This window comes from Nevskia ramosa DSM 11499, from assembly GCF_000420645.1.
Taxonomy (GTDB): domain Bacteria; phylum Pseudomonadota; class Gammaproteobacteria; order Nevskiales; family Nevskiaceae; genus Nevskia; species Nevskia ramosa.
In genome coordinates this window covers 798835-815594 of record NZ_ATVI01000006.1, presented here as the reverse complement: position 1 = coordinate 815594, position 16760 = coordinate 798835, and the positions used below count along the sequence as shown (strand labels likewise).

The 16760-nt window shown below is 58.9% G+C and carries 20 protein-coding genes and 1 pseudogene; 13 read left to right on the top strand and 8 right to left on the bottom strand.

The window, feature by feature from the left end:
- Positions 1-2 precede the first annotated feature (2 nt).
- Together G513_RS0110620 and G513_RS26395 are read right to left on the bottom strand one after the other, a co-directional pair.
- Positions 3-2432, bottom strand: a complete 2430-nt coding sequence (locus G513_RS0110620) for an ABC-three component system protein (RefSeq protein ID WP_022976824.1) — start codon at positions 2430-2432, stop codon at positions 3-5.
- Between the two features lie 577 nt (positions 2433-3009).
- The gene (locus tag G513_RS26395; RefSeq protein ID WP_084711445.1) at positions 3010-3510 is read right to left on the bottom strand and encodes a helix-turn-helix domain-containing protein; all 501 of its coding nucleotides are present in this window, start codon (positions 3508-3510) and stop codon (positions 3010-3012) included.
- Between the two features lie 80 nt (positions 3511-3590).
- Between G513_RS26395 and G513_RS0110610 the strand changes: the two genes are divergently transcribed.
- The 4 genes from G513_RS0110610 (at position 3591) to G513_RS0110595 (ending at position 6196) form a co-directional block, all read left to right on the top strand.
- Positions 3591-3800: a hypothetical protein gene (locus G513_RS0110610; protein ID WP_022976822.1), complete on the top strand. Its 210-nt coding sequence runs from the start codon at positions 3591-3593 to the stop codon at positions 3798-3800.
- Positions 3801-3805: 5 nt separating this feature from the next.
- Complete coding sequence (locus tag G513_RS22495; protein ID WP_022976821.1) at positions 3806-4885, top strand: replication initiator protein A; 1080 nt, start codon at positions 3806-3808, stop codon at positions 4883-4885.
- A gap of 313 nt (positions 4886-5198) precedes the next feature.
- The gene (locus G513_RS22490) at positions 5199-5939 is read left to right on the top strand and encodes an AAA family ATPase (RefSeq protein ID WP_022976820.1); all 741 of its coding nucleotides are present in this window, start codon (positions 5199-5201) and stop codon (positions 5937-5939) included.
- Positions 5936-6196 (top strand): ribbon-helix-helix domain-containing protein, encoded by a 261-nt coding sequence (locus G513_RS0110595; protein WP_022976819.1) that lies wholly within the window; start codon positions 5936-5938, stop codon positions 6194-6196. The genes G513_RS22490 and G513_RS0110595 overlap by 4 nt, the downstream gene beginning before the upstream one ends.
- Positions 6197-6799: 603 nt before the next feature.
- On the opposite strand, the gene G513_RS0110585 is transcribed toward G513_RS0110595, so the two are convergent.
- Positions 6800-7585, bottom strand: coding sequence for a hypothetical protein (locus G513_RS0110585; RefSeq protein WP_022976818.1), 786 nt, complete (start codon positions 7583-7585; stop codon positions 6800-6802).
- A gap of 538 nt (positions 7586-8123) precedes the next feature.
- On the opposite strand from G513_RS0110585, the gene G513_RS0110580 reads away from it, so the two are divergent.
- Complete coding sequence (locus G513_RS0110580; RefSeq protein WP_022976817.1) at positions 8124-8678, top strand: CopG family ribbon-helix-helix protein; 555 nt, start codon at positions 8124-8126, stop codon at positions 8676-8678.
- Between the two features lie 65 nt (positions 8679-8743).
- Here the strand turns inward: G513_RS0110580 and G513_RS26475 are convergent.
- The 5 genes and pseudogenes from G513_RS26475 to G513_RS0110555 all read right to left on the bottom strand — a co-directional run.
- Positions 8744-8815, bottom strand: a pseudogene (locus G513_RS26475) (DUF4113 domain-containing protein); the annotation flags it as partial.
- A complete protein-coding gene (locus G513_RS26470; RefSeq protein ID WP_366511656.1) occupies positions 8806-8886 on the bottom strand; it encodes a DUF4113 domain-containing protein in 81 nt (26 codons plus the stop codon). The gene G513_RS26470 and the pseudogene G513_RS26475, both read right to left, overlap by 10 nt.
- Positions 8887-9506: 620 nt before the next feature.
- Positions 9507-10196: a hypothetical protein gene (locus tag G513_RS0110565; RefSeq protein ID WP_022976814.1), complete on the bottom strand. Its 690-nt coding sequence runs from the start codon at positions 10194-10196 to the stop codon at positions 9507-9509.
- A 219-nt stretch (positions 10197-10415) separates the two neighbouring features.
- Positions 10416-11291: a peptide arginase family protein gene (locus tag G513_RS24875; RefSeq protein ID WP_022976813.1), complete on the bottom strand. Its 876-nt coding sequence runs from the start codon at positions 11289-11291 to the stop codon at positions 10416-10418.
- A 37-nt stretch (positions 11292-11328) separates the two neighbouring features.
- Complete coding sequence (locus G513_RS0110555; protein WP_028475395.1) at positions 11329-12255, bottom strand: tyrosine-type recombinase/integrase; 927 nt, start codon at positions 12253-12255, stop codon at positions 11329-11331.
- Positions 12256-12327: 72 nt separating this feature from the next.
- On the opposite strand from G513_RS0110555, the gene G513_RS0110550 reads away from it, so the two are divergent.
- The 8 genes from G513_RS0110550 to G513_RS0110520 all read left to right on the top strand — a co-directional run bounded on the left by G513_RS0110550 (position 12328) and on the right by G513_RS0110520 (position 16676).
- A complete protein-coding gene (locus G513_RS0110550; protein ID WP_022976811.1) occupies positions 12328-12792 on the top strand; it encodes a hypothetical protein in 465 nt (154 codons plus the stop codon).
- Positions 12793-12995: 203 nt separating this feature from the next.
- Entirely contained in the window at positions 12996-13163 is a 168-nt protein-coding gene (locus G513_RS25775; RefSeq protein ID WP_022976810.1) for a hypothetical protein, read from the top strand.
- Between the two features lie 174 nt (positions 13164-13337).
- A complete protein-coding gene (locus tag G513_RS0110540) occupies positions 13338-14516 on the top strand; it encodes an AAA family ATPase (protein ID WP_022976809.1) in 1179 nt (392 codons plus the stop codon).
- A gap of 225 nt (positions 14517-14741) precedes the next feature.
- Positions 14742-15062 carry a helix-turn-helix domain-containing protein gene (locus G513_RS0110535; RefSeq protein ID WP_022976808.1) on the top strand — a complete coding sequence of 107 codons (321 nt, stop codon included), beginning with the start codon at positions 14742-14744 and terminating at the stop codon, positions 15060-15062.
- A 2-nt stretch (positions 15063-15064) separates the two neighbouring features.
- A complete protein-coding gene (locus G513_RS22480; protein ID WP_051144384.1) occupies positions 15065-15787 on the top strand; it encodes an ImmA/IrrE family metallo-endopeptidase in 723 nt (240 codons plus the stop codon).
- 77 nt (positions 15788-15864) lie between these two features.
- Positions 15865-16080: a hypothetical protein gene (locus G513_RS25450; RefSeq protein WP_084711443.1), complete on the top strand. Its 216-nt coding sequence runs from the start codon at positions 15865-15867 to the stop codon at positions 16078-16080.
- Between the two features lie 10 nt (positions 16081-16090).
- Complete coding sequence (locus tag G513_RS25445; protein ID WP_084711442.1) at positions 16091-16375, top strand: DUF3892 domain-containing protein; 285 nt, start codon at positions 16091-16093, stop codon at positions 16373-16375.
- Between the two features lie 34 nt (positions 16376-16409).
- Positions 16410-16676, top strand: coding sequence for a YuaX family protein (locus G513_RS0110520; RefSeq protein ID WP_022976805.1), 267 nt, complete (start codon positions 16410-16412; stop codon positions 16674-16676).
- Positions 16677-16760 lie beyond the last annotated feature (84 nt).

Genomic DNA, 16760 nt, shown 5'->3' with positions numbered 1-16760 from the left:
GCCTACGCCACCTCGGCTCTGAGTCTCTCGAAATGCCTGTGCTCTACGCTCTTCACAAACTCGGTCATTGCCGCAAGCCCCGCCTCAGTAGCTGAATGAAACGCAGAGTCCAGAGCCATGAACATGCCGCCATTGCCGGGCTGCGACAGGCGAGGCTGCTTATCCCCTACTTCGGCTAGGCTGGACTGCGCCAGGAACTCGACCGTCGGCGGCGCAGTGAGGTGCGAAAGGAGGACAAAGTCCGTATTCCACATGAACGAAACCGCCGCGATGGACATAGGCCGACCGCCAATACGTTCGGCACCGCATGCATGACCAAAGGCGTCGAGCCCGCGCGAAAGATTGCCCGGCCGGCTGTTTCGCGGCGCGGTATCCTGCCAAGCAGCCGCGATCGCAAGCGCTGCTGCGACGGCTCTGGTAACGACCGACAGACGGTTCGGGCCCAGAAGAACCCGCGCCTCATCTTGGCGAGCGTCGTCGTCCTCAGCGCAGATCACGAGTCTCAGAAAGCGATCCAGCAACGCGTCATCAGCCTCGAACTGACCTCTCCAGACGTGCCAGATTGTCCGCATGGCGCTACGCAGATCCGGCGCAGCTACGAAGCCGACGGTATAGCTATCGTCGCGGCCTAAAGAAACAAATTTCTCGATAGTTACGTTCATTTGCCCCAGGAGCCATCGCGACATTCCCTTGTGAAGCGACAACGCAATGTCGTCCGACGTGGCGAGGGTTGGGTCTCGAGTCACACCACTCGGATTGGGGCGAATTGGCGGCGACGAGAGGTTTTCTGCGTGGGTCGATTTGCTCGTCCACTTTTCGACAAATGCCTTCCAGTCGGTAGGATCTCCGACGAAGCTCGCATTTCGTGCATGAAGGACGAGCCGCACCAGTGCCGCAGCAACGGGACCGAGCGAGTCAGGCGAGCCTGGAACCAGAACCTCTAATTCATTCTGTCCCGAATCCCAAAGTTGCGTGACCTCGGCAGGCGCGACATCGCCGGACCAGCGGATCATAGCTTCGTCTCGTTGGATTCTTACGGCATTCGGCTCATGCTGCCGGCGGTGGCGGACAGAGTGCTTTGCAGCGGGAATAAGAAATTCTCGAGCCTTAGCCTTGAGCGCAGCCCGAGCTGCTGCTCCGAGCCTGGGAACGATTGCATCCGTACCGTGTAAAGCCGACCAGTCCTTGTGGGCGTCCTCGTATCCAGCGAGCACGTTCGCAAAAGGCACACGAGCCGTGATTCGATCTGGACCTCGCCGAACGATAACTTTGTCCACCCCGAACCGCTGCCCACTACAGGTGAACCAATAGAGCGCGGGATACGGCAACGGAGAGGGAGCATCGCATTTCGCGATGTCCGCGCCGTGAAAATGCCTGAATTCAGCTTGCCCACCCAGCGCACATGCACGGATCACTAGGTAGGCCGCCACGCGATTGAGCGTCGCCGTCTCGATCGAGAACACTTCTGGTTTTAGCGTTTGAAGCGTGAGCCTCACCCCGCGTCGAAGTCTGCCGGCCATCCGTGCGATGAGTCCCATGCGTTCGAGATCGGGGCGAATACGGGCGTCGTACTCGCCGATGAAGTCAAACCCGCGGCCCTCGCGAAGTGCGGCGAGCGCCTCATGGTCAATGGCCAGTAGTTCGGAAGTGATACTGTCGATGTCCGGTTGATTGACGATTGCCTCGATGGTGCCGGCGTGATCGAAATTCGCGCTGGCTGCAGCAACCAAATCGATTAGACCGCCGTCCCCATTTCCGCTCACGAGGAATCGTGGAGTTGCGTTGCCTTCGAACTGCGGGCCGGGCACGCCCCCGTCTAGCCAGTAGCTGGTGTTTGGCACCCCGGGGAAGACCTCACCGGCTTCCAGCCCAAATCCGAAAGCCAGAAGCAACAGATCGACGACATTCCCGTCCTGAATTTGCCCGTCGATATCTCGGGATATTTCACCCACCCGGGGAGCGCGTCGAATATCCAGCTCCAACCGGCCACCAACGGGTCGGACGTCTCGAATGTTGTTTTGGGTATAGACGTTGAGCCGATGGGGAACCGCTTGTTTGATGGCAGCGAACTCGTCCGCAACGTCGTTGCGTACGTCGCGTGCAGGTCCAGATTTCCAATCCAACAGCGGGAGATCGGCTATCGAATCGTCGCTTGTGACATTCGGCCAACCATAGATGTGCGGGTCTAGGCGCCGCCGCGACGTAGCACGCTGCATCGGCAACACGTCGTCTTCACGCTCGTAGAGATGGACGTGCACATTACCCAGCAACGCTGCGGCTGCAGCGGCCGTAACGCCGGCTGCGCCGGCGCCCACAACTGCAACGTGCACGCCGTCGTTGAGAACTCCGGTCGCTTTTAGCGCGTGGACAATAGAGAGCGCCCTTACTTGTTGAGAGTAGAAGGTAATCCGGCTATCGAACGCACCGATCACGTATACCCGCGGATTGGTGGGTGAGCGTGCGCCTTCAAGAATGTCATGCGAATCCAGCGGAAAGCCCCCCAATCAGTTCATTTTTTAGTTTGGTCGCTCTCGTAATCGTTGCCAAACGACTGCGGTAGCGCCCCTATTCCAAATACGATCGCAGATGCCGCCAGAAGCAGCGAGCTGTAGCTTTTTCAATCATTTCGAACGAAAGGTCGGGAGTTCGTCTGCATCTACGAAGCAACGCCCGATAGGAAAGCTGTGGCTCTTTTTTGCCTCCGCCGCTAGCAACGATCCCCGCGGCGTCGGGGATATTTCTCAAGTCCACTCCGACGGGCTAGCCCGATTGATATTCCGGTCAGACCCGCGATGCCGACGACAAGCATCACCAACGCCCAACCCTTTTCAGCAGCCAATGCGCTGTCCCAAAGGGCCCATATCCCGATTACGCAGGCGACGCAAGACACACCGGCAAGCGCTCGCACCACAAACTGTATTCGGTCGACCGACTTACGGGTCCGCGCGCTGATATCAACTGCGGCGCGTTCTGCGTTCGCGATTCGAACTTCGTCTTCAGTTCGCATCCTTAATCCTTCGGTTCGACGTGTTGGATAAGGTTTTCGGCAGCACGCTGCATTTGCCCCTGAGATAGTTCGCCGTTGCGGATAGCGAGATCGACGAAGACATTGAAGAGCACCTTTTTCGCTTCCACGGGAACTGGGATCGCCGCCTTACTGAGCAAGGTCTCCCAAACGTCATAAGTTCGCTGCGCCATTTCAGCGGCGCCGGAGAGCCTATCCCCCGTCTCGGGCGCTACCGAGGGACCGAACAGCAGCCAGTCGCTGCTTGTGCAGTACTTCGAGTGCAAGGCTCGGAGAACCTCCGACGGGACGTCCTGCTTACCGCTCTCGTAGCTCTGAATGCTCCGGTACGAAACGCCGAGCTCTTCGGCCAGCTCGACCTGCGTCCTGCCTAGGCGCCCTCGCAGCTCCGCCAACCGGCGCCCTGTCTCAAGACGATGTGGATCAGCTTGTTGCAAACGATCCTCCAAGCGTGATAAAACGCATTGTATTGTGGTTACGCACATTTTTTTTCGTGTTCCGCCTCCGAGACACGCTCAGATGCGCCCACATTCAATAACCTTCACACGATACACGAGGACATGACATGAGCGAGGTTGTAATCCCGTCTCCGCTACTCACGCTCGAAAACTTGGCGGCGCTGCTGCATCGAACCCCTAGCGGCGTGCGGGCAACGCTTCATTGCCACACAGAATTTGCCGATCGGCTCAAGTCGGCGCGCGTAAAACTTGGCCGGCGCATTTACTTCCGACGCGACCTCATCGACCAACTGATCGTCGAATCGACCGGAATCTGAATCCCGTGAGGCAGCGCGAGTTCCGTCAGGACGAGCTTCGCGCGTTTGCGAGCAAGGACGACCAGGCTTCGATGGCCTTCCCGTTCTTTTCGCTTCGGAAAGGCGGGGAGAAGGAGCCGGTGAGCTTCGTAGACCCGCGAAGCGGCACGCGCATCGAGATCCTACCCTCGACGAACGGTTCAGCAACGATCTGGGACAAGGACATCCTGATCTACCTCGCGAGCCTCATCAGGAAGTCTTTGGACGCCGGGCAGATCATCAGCAACACGTTGGCCGTCACCGCAGCAGATCTGCTTGAGGCCATCCGGCGCGGTTCTGGTGGTCGGGACTACCGGGAACTTGAATGCGCGCTTGATCGACTCGTCGGCACCCGATTCAAGACGAATCTGCCGACCGGAATGATGGTGGAGAAGCAGAACTTCAGCGTCTTGACGGCATACGAGTTTCGCGAGTCGCGACAGGGCCGGATGACCTGCATCCACATCACCGTCAGCGAATGGTTCCTGCGCTCCATCCAGAGCAAGACCATCGTCACGATCGATCCGGACTACTTCCTGCTTGCCAGCGGCATCGCGCGGCGCGTGTACGAGCTGGCCCGAAAGCACCTCGGCGACCAACCGAGCTTCAAGATCAAGCTCACCCGACTTCAGCAGAAGTGCGGATCGACGCGAGCGCACCGTCAGTTCAAGCATGACCTCGGGCGAATCATCGGCGAGCGCCCCACTCGGCTGCTCGATTTGTGGGCTTTCCAGGATGGCGAAACGCTATTCGCCTTCCAGACTGAACTCGCGGCGAGTGCCGAAATCTGCGCGGCTGCCGCCCTCACCACAGTTCCGGCCATCGGGGTGTCCGCGATACCCCGATCAGCCGTGGTCGACGTATCGGCCAACAACGGGGCGGTTGTTCCATCAACGACGCGACAGTCGGACGCGCGCGGACCGAGGCCACTTCACGAGAATCGCGCGGCCAGCGGGGGCCAGGGCGCCGACCCAATCCTCCGAAGCGAGCGCATCAACGGCCCACACGACCCAGTGCGGCTTGGCGATGCCATCAGCGCTCTCTTGATTCAGGAGCGTCTCCGATGAGTCGCTCGTTCCCAACACATTCACCTGTGGATTCAATCGGGGGATCGCGGACGCCAACTCCGGGGTATCGCGGACGAATTCTCGGGGTATCGCGGACATCCATAACGGGGGATCGCGGACAGAAAGCGTCTTTTTCACGTGGGCAATCAATGGCCTGCAAAACCGTAACACGCGCGCGCGTCTTTAACTTTCTAACGAAAAGCTTTGGTAACGATTGGGGCCTGTGGATAACCACAGCTTTTTGGCGTCCCGGGCCGGCAAACAGCGGCGAGCGCCAAAGGATGCTCGGTGCAGTACCAGCGAGGCTCTGGTCGTGATCCTGACCGTAGCCAACACCAAAGGCGGCGTCGGCAAGACGACGATCGCGCTCAACATTGCCATTCGTCATGCAATGGCTGGCCGGGACGTCTGGCTGGTCGATGGGGATCGCCAAGCCACAGCGTCGAACGCAGTGGCAGTACGGTCTGAATCTGGCCGCACGCCCTCGATCGCCTGCTCCAGCTTTTCAGACGGCGTGCAGCTCCGCAGCCAAGTGCTTCAGCAGGCGCCGAAGTTCGCGGAGGTGGTGATCGATGTCGGCGGACGCGACTCATCTGCGCTACGGGCCGCGCTGGTGGTCACGGACGTGCTGCTGGTGCCCTTCCAGCCCCGCTCCTACGACGTCTGGGCGCTCGCGGATATCGCGCAGCTCATTCAGGAGGCCCGTTCGGTGCGCGATGGCCTGCAAGCGTTTGCCGTCCTGAACTGTGCCGATCCATCTGGCGGCGACAACCGCGAGGCTGCTGCAGCGGTTTCCGAGTATCCCGAGCTGGCCTATCTCGACTCACCGCTGCATCGGCGCAAGGCGTTCGCGAACGCCGCCGGGGCCGGTCTCTGCGTCTCGGAGCTGAAACCAGGAGACACCAAGGCCGACGCAGAACTCTCCCAGCTGCTACGGCGCCTGTATGTCACCGATCACCATTCGGCCAACGGTGATTCGTCGGTGATATGTAATGACAGGTCGGTGATTGGCGGTGATCAATTGATGATGTTCTCGCGCGAGACGCCGGTATGACCATCACTCGCGTAAAGCCCGGATTGCCCCGTGTCGATGGCTTCATCGCCGCTGCCCCCGATTCAGCTGCTGCCGGCCCCATGGAGCTCCCTGCTACCGGACTAAAGGCCAAGCGAGGAATCGATCGCAGCCAGATCTCGGTCGTGCTGCCCGATGCCGTGCGGACCAGGCTCGATGCCGAGGCCGAACGGCGATACATGAGCCGATCAGCGCTGATCACCATGCTGATCAATCAATTCCTTGAGCGCGGACAGTAGCGCGGCAACATGCCTGAATCGCACATCGCACCAAGTGCCGCCGCACCCCACCCGCCATCGCAAGGGTGGTCACCGGTGACTCACCGAATAGTCATTACATGTCGATGACTACGGGTAGTCCCGCCGGCTGCATGCGGCAAATGCCAAAGGTCACGTCGAGACCGGTTCCGAGTGACGCCCTTCTGAGCACGCACAATATCCCGCCGCCAGCAGAGGCTGTGCCATCGTCGGCCCGATCGGCGACCAACTTACCCACCGCCTGCGGGCTCAGTCTTGAGACCCTGCGGCCGTGGATAAGCCGGCCGCAGCCCCAGGGTCTTCGCCCAAGCAACGCTGCTCCGCTTCCCTGATTGGCCCGCCATCGTTCACCTTCAGACCGTCCGGCGCGCTGGAAGAATCCGCCAAGCATCACGGTCGAAATACCCTGGCTGTCCCGGTACTTCGCGGACCATGTTCCCGACCGCGCATGGCCATCGTCGCGGGCGATCGTTGGCTCATTCAGGTGGAACAACTGATGGGCCAGAGAGCCGACTTATCCGCGGCCTAAGGGTCCGTCAGTGATGCCCATAGACGGTGGGTAAGTCTGGTCGGACCGGACCGAGGCTAGCCCGTCGGCCGGAACATCCATGCCGCGTTCGGCGAGCCAGCTGGACGCTGTTCAAACTGAAAGCCCTCGACCCTGCGCGCGACGTCCAGCAGCCCCTTCTTCGGCAAGTCCGAGGACTCGCGCCGCGCGACTTGGCCGGCTGGCGCGAAGTGTGTCCAGCCCTCGGCGTCATGGCGTTCGCGGTGCAGCCTGCGCATCACCGCGGAGAGGATGTTCTCGACGGAGTCGGGCGGCATCACGACCGAGACTTCGATCGGTGTCTCGTCGCCGAGATGCCGCTCCATCGCCGCCATCAGCGCCGTACCTTCCGACAAATCTGCCCCGGCATTCTCCCAGCCTTCGACGAATGCGCGGACCATCTTGAACATGATCCGAGTCGCCATTGCGACTTCGGCGGCCACGATCTCGGCATCGGCATAGTCCCGGTCCAGCCGCTCGATGCAGGCGGTGCAGTCCTCGTCCGTCTGTAGCGCGCCATGGGTGGACAGCAGGTGGTGCGTCAGCCAGTTTCTGGCTTGCACGAACTCCTCGATTCGCCGCTCCCGGTCCGCCGATTTTTCGGCATCGACGCCGTCCAGATACCCAGCGATCAGCGTGCCGAGCGTCTGGTTCTGCAACCGATTCGACCGCGCCTTGAGGTCGGCAATTCCCGCATCGCTGAGTTCAATTTTCCGGAGAGGCAGCAGCGCTTTCAGACGCAGCTCGATCAGCTGACAGCGGAGCAGATTGCGGCCAATGCGCTGCTCGACTACGGGCTGCAGGTTTGACTTGATTGGGTGCATGTATTGGGCAGGGGAACAGGGTTATCCGCCGATTTTGACCGCGCCTGGAAGCATGGTCGGCGACACGCATCTTCGCCCACTCCGCAATCATCTTTCGCTGGAAGCCTTGCCGGTTTTCGCCCAAAAAGTTGCCGGAATCGTCCCAGATTCTTGCCGGAATTCGCCCGAAAATCTTCCGGCGTTTGGTCATTGAAATAGCGCCCTTGGACCGACTTCCAGAACCTGTCTAAACCACAGAACAGACCGAGAGCACCCCATCTCCAAAAAGCGGAGATGGGGTCGATAGCGACTGGCTTTCCGACCGGTGCCCCCCGCGAGCGGGTCCCTTCAGATGATCACACCCAACGCACCAATGGGGTGCTTCAACAAAAGTGACGTAAGCCTATGTTTCTCATGATTAAGAACATATAAAATTGGTCAGACGTATGTCTGACAAAGAGAACACAATCAGCCTACAAATTCAATAAAACCATGTTTTTATTGATTATTTTTGTGGTCTCTGTGCTCATATTCGTAACCCAGTCCCCGAGGATCTGAAGTGGACGACCGCATCACCATCAGGGTCCCCAAGAAGCTGCTCAAATCTATAGACGGCTACTGCGCCGCCAGCGGAAAGGGTCGATCCGAGGCCATCCGGTTCCTCCTGGAGCGGGGCGCCAAGGAAGTCAGCACGCGCTACAGCTGGAACGACCAGAGAGCGGACTGGACGAGGTTGCTGCGACCGGTCATGCGGTATTTCGACAATACCGCCCGGCAGGTTTTGGACGAGGCTGCGAAGCGAATCATCGACGAGCTTTACGTCGCCATGGCAGGTCTACAAGATGATTTCGCTCGAACTCAGCAGCAGCAGGGAGACCTGATCGAATCGATCGATGGACTGCAGCAGCAACTTAATAACAGCCCTGTCTGGTCGGCCGAACTCGCGTTGACGCTTGCCGAAGTCCGCGGGATGACCGCAGCGCTGATCAATGAAAAGAACTACGACAAACGCGCGTTTGTAGACATGGCGGTCAGTAGCGCGCGATCGATCGGCAAGCGCCTCGGGGTGAAGTCCGAGGTATTCCCAGGCCATGATTCGGCCCCAAAGGCATGAGCGCCGGACTGCAGCCTAGATCCTGATTCGCTCGATCTTTGCTGTGATCAAAGCCTGATGATTTGTCAGCTCACGCGCGGCAGTTCTGACCAGCCAGTTGTCCATGCCGGCGACCGATTTTCGGCCTTCAGCGACCATGTCTTTTTTCGCGTCCGACGCCAGCCAGCGCGACAGTTCGCCGCCCGTATTTCTGGTTGATTCGATCCACCCGAGTTGAGCCGCGTTCGTCGTTCTAGGCCGGCCGCGTCCTCGAATAGGGTCGCCTGCCGCTGGGTTTTCGGGCTCCGCTCCAGCAGCATCGTCCCGCTCTTCTTGTACCGGTACCCACTCAGTCGTTCTTCTTCTTGGTCTTATTTTTAAGTCTCTCAATCCGCTCCATCAACTCGGCTCGCTTAACCAGGCTCGCGGCCTCGGCCCTAAGTTCGCGGGGGGTCTTGTTCTTGGATCCCACAGGACGTGCCATTGGCGGCCCTCCTTAGCCAGTGGACACCTGCGCCCGTATGGGTTTGTCGCGACCCGCCAGCTTGTACCGCGCGAGTCGCTCCTTAAGCTTGGCCTCCTTGATCAGGTTCGTCCCTGCCGTTTTGAGTTCGCGCGGGGATCGATTCGTTGCGCCCTTGGTCCGCATCTGCAACTCCGTTAGCTCTGAGTACGCCTCGATTCTAAAATAGATATAGGGTAGAAGTAAAATGGAAATATAGTTCCCGGACCCGTCTCCGTCCAGATGTTTGGAGGTTGCATCAGCTGGATGGCACGACAACTAGAGGCGAATTCTCCCGACTTCATCAAGGCTGCCTCTCCCGGCCCTGCGCATCGTGCGGTCAAGCATCAATACTCGATCCGCAGATCGAGTTTGACGGCGTCGACGCGAACCCCGGCCAGGCTCGCGATTTGTACGCGCGACCAGTCCATCACTTCGGCGATGGTGCTCGGCACGGCCATGGACGGTGCCGCATCATCATCGATGACCTCATCTGCGACGGGCGCTGAAATCGCCACGCCGCCGATCTCTTCGATGAGCTTTTGGATCATGAAGACCGCGATCGGCGGGTATTGAGTGGCGATGCCGGCGCCGACGCTGGATGCGATGCCACGAGGATCTTCGTCCAGGCACACCCACATCCCGAAGTTGTCCGGGATCTTGTGGCCGTCCTTGATCCGAGCCGCATAGGCTTCGTTGAAGCGCTTCCTAACCTCGGCGGCCGGGAACAGGAAGACCTGGACGCTTTTCGGGTCATCCTTCGAGTCGGTGACAGCGACGAGCACTACGTCGGCGCCATCGAGCGTTTTCCAGCGGGTGCCGCCGTCGAGCGGGGGGAATGCGAACCAGCGGTCCCGGCTCGTCCGGATCGAGGCGACCTGCTTCTTGCCGTCTTTCTCGATGTTCCAGACGTTCGAGAGGCCGCGCCCGGGAACGCGGGAGAGCTTGTAGCCCTGCTGGCCCGCAGCCGTTTTGGCCGCTTCCACCATCAGGCGCCAGCGTACCGATTCAGAAAGTTCGTTGAAATGAGTGCTCATTGGTGTCTCCGTATATTTGGCGCGGACGATTCCGCGAGCGGATAATCCCCCAAATGCTATACAGCGTCAACACCATTTAATCAGTTTGAATTATGATGCTGTCTCGGCTCGGCTCATCCGGCGCGTTGCGGAAACAAATGGCGATTTCTTCAGAAGGTACGAAACCGTATGAATACCAAATAAACAAAATGGCCTTTTTGAAGCAAATGCTGGATGCCCTCACCGCTCGATGTGGCCGAGTAGCTCCTTCAAAAGGTCGCTAGAACTCATGCTGTCTTCTTCATCTAGCCACTCCTCGTCGACGCATTCGGCTTCGGTGGCTATGGTGATGGCCACGGCGTTCCTGATCAGGCGATGGAACGTCGAAGGGTCCCGAGGGTTAATGGCCCGACGCGAATGGAAGGCGTCGAGATCGATGTCCAAAATGTACGGAGCCGCTTCAAGGCTCGATAGGCCGAAGCACCGTGAAATCTCGGCACCTCGCGCGAGCTGATCATCGAGATACATCGTTTCGATGATCTCGTCGGAGTGCCGCACGTTGCACTCGTCGTTGTGAGGCATGGTGCTGCAGCCAATGAAGCAGTCGAAAGGCAAGGCGTAGATACGGTTACTGGCTGGCACATAGGTCATCGGCCGCGTCGGCGTTGCGACCGTCGCTCCGTTGGGCCAGTTTTCCTGACGGCTATTCCTGAAAGCGATTTCTTCGATCGATGGCGTTGCGCAGGAGTCGCTCAGTTGGATGCAGAAGGCGTTGTCGAGCACGCAGGAACATGCGGCCGCGTCGATGTGCTCGTCGTGTCGCAAGTTGGCAATGGCATCTGCAATGCTTTTGTTGCTGTGCCAATCGATCCGCGCCACGAGTCCTAGTCGGAATACTTCCCGGTCCTTTACGTGGCCTTCGTGGGTTTCCCAATGGGCGTGCCCCCGAAAGGCTTCGCTGGTGTCAGTGTGGTGGTCAATCGTGATCAGATTCGGAGGTTCGGCCAGAGATCGGCGGACGAGAGCCCATGCGGCTAACGCCTTGTGGTGGTCATCGACGACATAGATGTCCTTGCCCTTGATGACATGGTGTTGGAAGAACGAGGTGAGGGACATGGCGAGCGTTTGGCTTCTGAGCTTTGGGTGATTTTCTTCAAATCATGATCCGCTCAACCTCATCGAGGCTAACCTGATCGTCGCGCCGGTCGTAGAGGCCGGTGGTCCGCGCCGATTCGTGATTCGCCATCTGCTGGGCGACTTCGAGCTTGCCGCCGTTGCGCAGGTACTCGGTGATGCCGGTGGCCCGGAAGGTGTGACAGCCGATCTTGGTGGCGATGCCGGCCTTGATCGCACGCCGGCCGATCATCCGGTACACGTCCGACTGGCTCATCGGCTTTTCGGTGAGCTGCCCAGTGCGGCCAACTGCAGACCGGAACAGGTAACCCTTCGCCGCATCGAGCCCGGCCGCCGTCATGTAGGCATGCAGGTACTCATCGAGGTTGTGATGGCAGGGCATCTCGTGTCGCTTGCCGCCTTTCTCGTGCAGCCGCACCCAGGTGCGCCGGTTCTGCACATACACGTCCTCGACGCGCATCTTGATGACCGCGCCGACGCGGGCGAAGGTGTAGACCATCAGCCCGATCAGGGCGCGATCACGCAGGCCGACCAGCGAAGTCGTGTCGATCGCGTCCAGCAGCTCGCGCGCCTCGTCGGCGCCGAGCACCGGCGTCTTGCCCTTCTTCACCGAGTGCCGGGGTCCTCGCACCGAGCTGGCCGGGTTCATGGGAATGACCTGGCCGACCACCAGCCAGTCAAACAGCATCCGGATCGCCGCCAGCCGCAGCTTCACCGAAGGCGCCGCCAGCTCCAGACCCTCGACCCAGGTCGCGACATGCACCGGCTGCACCAGGCGCAGATCCTCGATGCCGACCGTCTTGCACCAGCTCGCGAACTCGGCTGCGGCCTTGGCATAGGCCTTCCGGGTGTTCGGGTTGCGGACATGAGCAGTGAAGAACTCCACCGTGCGCCGGGCCGCGTGGTCGTCGCCGGCATAGAGCGCCGGCACGGACTGGCTTGGCATACGCTTCGTTGCTGGGGCGTTCGTCGGAACGGCGACCGCTTTGTTCTCAGTCATATCGGCCTCGGTGAACGAATGGCAAAACCAGCAAAAGCGCCCGCCAGACAGGCGAAAGAGACCCGCATGCAACGGCTACGGCGCCGGCGCAGGGAAGGCGGCAACAAGCAGATCACGACTTACCTCTCAGCCGAGGCCGCGGGGCTGCTGATCCAGATGATCCAGTTCTCCGGGGAAACCCAGAAAACGCTGATCGACGAAGCGATCCAGCGATTAGCGTTCGACTACTCGTACTGGGGCGTTCAGCGTCGCTATGACGATGACGACGACTGGTTCGATAACCGAGACAGCTCGCATTACAGAGACTTTTACGGCCACTGGGTCGAGAACCCTCGTTATGGAAAGCCAACCCCGCCATGGATTGTCCGGCAGGAAAGGGAGCTGAGCGCGGAGAGCCGCGCCCTCCAGGCGGCGTGCACCGCCGAGGATGCCGACGGGCGAGAGGTCTATCGCCAAGGAGTCGACCGTAACAGGTTACGATAAATCCAATAAGTATCTGATATTTTTGATGTTGTAGATTGGTATTGACCAGCGTCGCAGAATTTGAGACCATTTTCTCAGTTGGGAGATTTGCGTCTCCGAGAAGCCCGCCATAGAGCGGGTTTTTTTGTGCCTGCAATTCCGCCCAGCGATCGGACCCGCCATCAGGCGGGTTTTTTGTTTCCAGCTGCAGGAAGCTAAACCCGATGCTCGCCTGGCTGGGCGGCGCTCCTTGGTCTGTTGTCGTTCTCGTTGTTGTCCTCCGCATGATCCGCATCCGTTTTGCCCGCACCGTCGAGGGCAAGAAGATTCGGACGGAGTTCGAGATCGGCATCAACGACCAGGGCAAGCCCCGTCCCCCTGTAACCCCGTAGGGGTCTAACTCCGAATTTTCAGCTGGTGGTTCGACGGCGATCACGGTCGCCTAATTATGACTGATAACGTCCTTTATCATTGATTAAAAAAGGTCTATGAGCTGTTCCTGTGGGGGGTTATCAAAAATTATGGTGGGCCTATAATTATCCTTACGGAATAACCGAGGCTAATTTATGAGCGCCATCTACAGTCGCCCCGAACTTGCGCGGGATATGGCGGGCCAGCTGCTGAAACCAGGCCCCCTCGATGAAGGCCTGCGCTCGGGATTGTTCCTTTCAGGGATTCGACGAACGGGAAAGACGACGTTTCTATTGAATGACCTGATCCCTGCGCTTGAGGCAGCGGGCGCCTTGGTGATCTACGTCGACCTGTGGAGCGACACTCAAGCCAGCCCCTCGACGTTGGTGCACACCGCCATAGCGAAGAAGCTCGACGAAATCCGAAGGCCTGCATCGGCGCTGCTGCAGAAGCTCAAACGCGTAACCGCCGCAGACGTCGAGGCGTTTGGCATTAAGTTTGGCTTCGAACTCAAAGCCATCGGCAAGGAAGGCGGCCCAACGCTCGCCGAAGCACTCACGGCCGTCGTTGACCAGGCCAAGGTGGATGTCGTCCTCATCGTCGATGAGGTGCAGCACGCAATTACCTCCGAAGAGGGCAATCAGCTTCTTCTTGCCTTGAAGGCAGCCCGCGATGCGATCAATCCACGGCCGGTAACACCAGGACACTTCATATTCGTCGGAACGGGCTCCCATCGTGCTCACGTCAACGAACTAACGACAAGGCGTAACCAAGCGTTTGCCGGTGCTACCTCTATCCCTTATCCGGTATTAGGGAAGGATTACATCGCCTACCTCATCGACCGAATCGACCGCGAACTTCCTGGACGCTGGCCCTCACTGGATGTGGCATTTCAAGCCTTCCAGACCCTTGGGAACCGGCCCGAGGAAATGTTGAAGGCGCTGCGATTACTGCGGCAGCAGATCACTACAGCTGGGGCTCCTGATCAGGTTCTCCCCGTGATTGCTGCGACGCTGCGATCAGCAGCTGCCGATGTCGAACTGGCGAAGGTCGAGAACCTAGGGAGCCTTGCGCAGGCGATTTTCGATCGGATCACCCAAGCACCAGAGAACGCCAAGGGAATTTTCTCCGTAGAAGCGGCGGCTGCTTATTCGGCTGCTATCGGCAGAGAGGTCCGGGTGGAAGAAATTCAGCCCGTTGTAAATGCACTCGTGGCGGAAAATATCATCATGCGCCCAGCGCCCGGTCGGTACAGCGTCACTGATCCGTTCGTGCAGGAGATCTGGAACGAGCGCAAGGCGCTGACTAGGCAGCCTGATGGGGGCAGAAACTGAAGATGGTGTGTGTGTCTTCTGCCACTTTAACTGGGATGCCTTTGAGGTTGGTCTTATCGCCTGCCCAAAGTGCGGGGATCACATGTCCGTCTCGACGCGGGAAATCCTGACGCCGCCGTCGTATTGCCCCTTCCGCTTCGTTCTGTCGGGCAGGTGACTAAAAATCCGAACGCGGTATAAAGTACCGTCCTCCGGTTCCCAAATCCGCTGATACCAAGACTTGCCATGAAAACCTTCGGGACCATCCTTTCGGAAGCCCGCAAAGCAGCAGGAGTAAGCCAGAAGGAATTGGCGGCGCAGGTGCACAAGGAAGATGGGCAGGCGATTTCGCCGCAGTACCTGAACGATGTCGAGCACGACCGCCGCAATCCGCCGTCAGAGTTTTTGATCGGTCAGTTTGCGACAAGGCTTAAGGTGTCGAAGGACATGCTTTGCGCGGCAGCAGGAACACTGCCAGACGATCTAAGGAAACTCGCCGCGGCGCAGCCCGAGAAATTTGAGCAGGCGTTTCAGGCATTCAGACGCACGGTGAAGACCGGGAAGTGACAGTGCGCTGGATAACTGACAAGACCAAGCGTTTCCAGCAGCGCCCGTACTACACGGAACCTGAACTCGACCTTGAATGCGAGAGGGTGATTTCGGACTTCCTTCGGAAAAAGTATGGCCGTGTCGAGTATCCGATTTCGACCGACGATCTGACCGTTCTGATCGAAAAGAAGGCAGATCTCGATGCCTACGCCGATCTTTCTGGCGAAGGGCATGACGTAGAGGGGGTCACGGAATTTCGGCCTGGGAAGCGACCGATGGTCAAGATCTCCGAATACTTCGGGGACCAAGCCAGCCGCGAAAATCGTTTGAGGACAACGCTGACCCACGAGTTCGCGCATGTTCATTTTCACGGGATCATGTTCGATTCAGAGTTGCAGAGCTGCTCCTTGTTCCCGGCAACTACCAAACCCGTCATCAACAAGTGCAACAGGGACAGTCTTCTCAGCGCCCAGGAGACTGACTGGATGGAGTGGCAGGCGGGGTACGCCTGCGGGGCTCTTTTGATGCCGATTTCGGCCTTGAACAAGGTAGTTCTTGAGTTCTGCGCCAACCACAGTATCTCCCCCAAGGGAATCGGAACACTCACGGCCTTAGGTCAGCAACTCATCGCTGCCGTGTCGATGAAGTTCAAGACGTCAAACGATGCTGCGCGCGTAAGGCTCATCAAGAAGGGCATTCTCGTTGAGGGCGATCGATTTCCGGAGGGAGACCTGCTGTCTTGACACAGTGTTTTTGTAGGCCTATAACTACTCAAATCCGCTGATTAGCCGTTTCGAGTACAACTGAAGGAGGCACTGCGATGGCGAAGAAGGAAAGCTGTTCCACTGGCTTGGATGGGCGCTGCCGAGATCTCGATGGCGAGATTCGCCAGAAGCGCGGAGACACCCTTGTTCGTACCCTCCGCGAAACCTATGGCGAAGACTTCGCTTCGGGGGTTCGGAGCGATATGCGTCTCGACACCCTCCGCGATCGAACCGGCGGTCTGTCTCTGTCTCAGATCCTCAAAGCCAAGTAGGAGGTGACCAATGGCTGACTGTGAAATCACCTGCATCACCAAGCCCCACCCCAGCAGTGCCCATGAGCACATCAGCCACGTCGGAGATCCGCGTGTTCCTTGGAAGTGGCCACGCGAACAAGTTGTCGCCAGCATCGAAGCGAAGACCAATACGTTCTTCGTGCGCGATTCTCAGACCGGCAAGCGTGCCGACGTTGGCGTTGTAAGGGCCGCTGGGAAAGCTCCGTACCTTCGGACCTACGCGGATGGTGTTTGGACGGACAATCTGCTGTCTCTGAATCAGTGCCCTATCTAGCAGTTCCTCTCCCTGGCAGCACCGGAGATCGTCAATGCTTTCCATCAAAACGAGTGGCTTAGACAAACTGCAGCGCGAGCTAAAGGATGCCCAGGCGGCCATGTCTTCTCTCGATGGCACGATTGCTACGCTGAAGTTTGATCCCGAAGACCCGGCAAGCGTGCAGGCCGCAATTCGGCAGATGGAAAGCGCGATCGATTCAAAGGTCGGCCGCTTTCGCCAGAATCCGATCGTTGGCCCCTTGATCGTAGCGACCAAGAAGCAGTTTCGTGATCGCATCTTGGGTATGAGGAAATCCTAGCGCCGAATTACTGCACCTCTGCATCAGATCCTGATGCGTTCGATTGAAGGTCAAACCGTCCTCGATTGCGGCCGACGCGGCTTT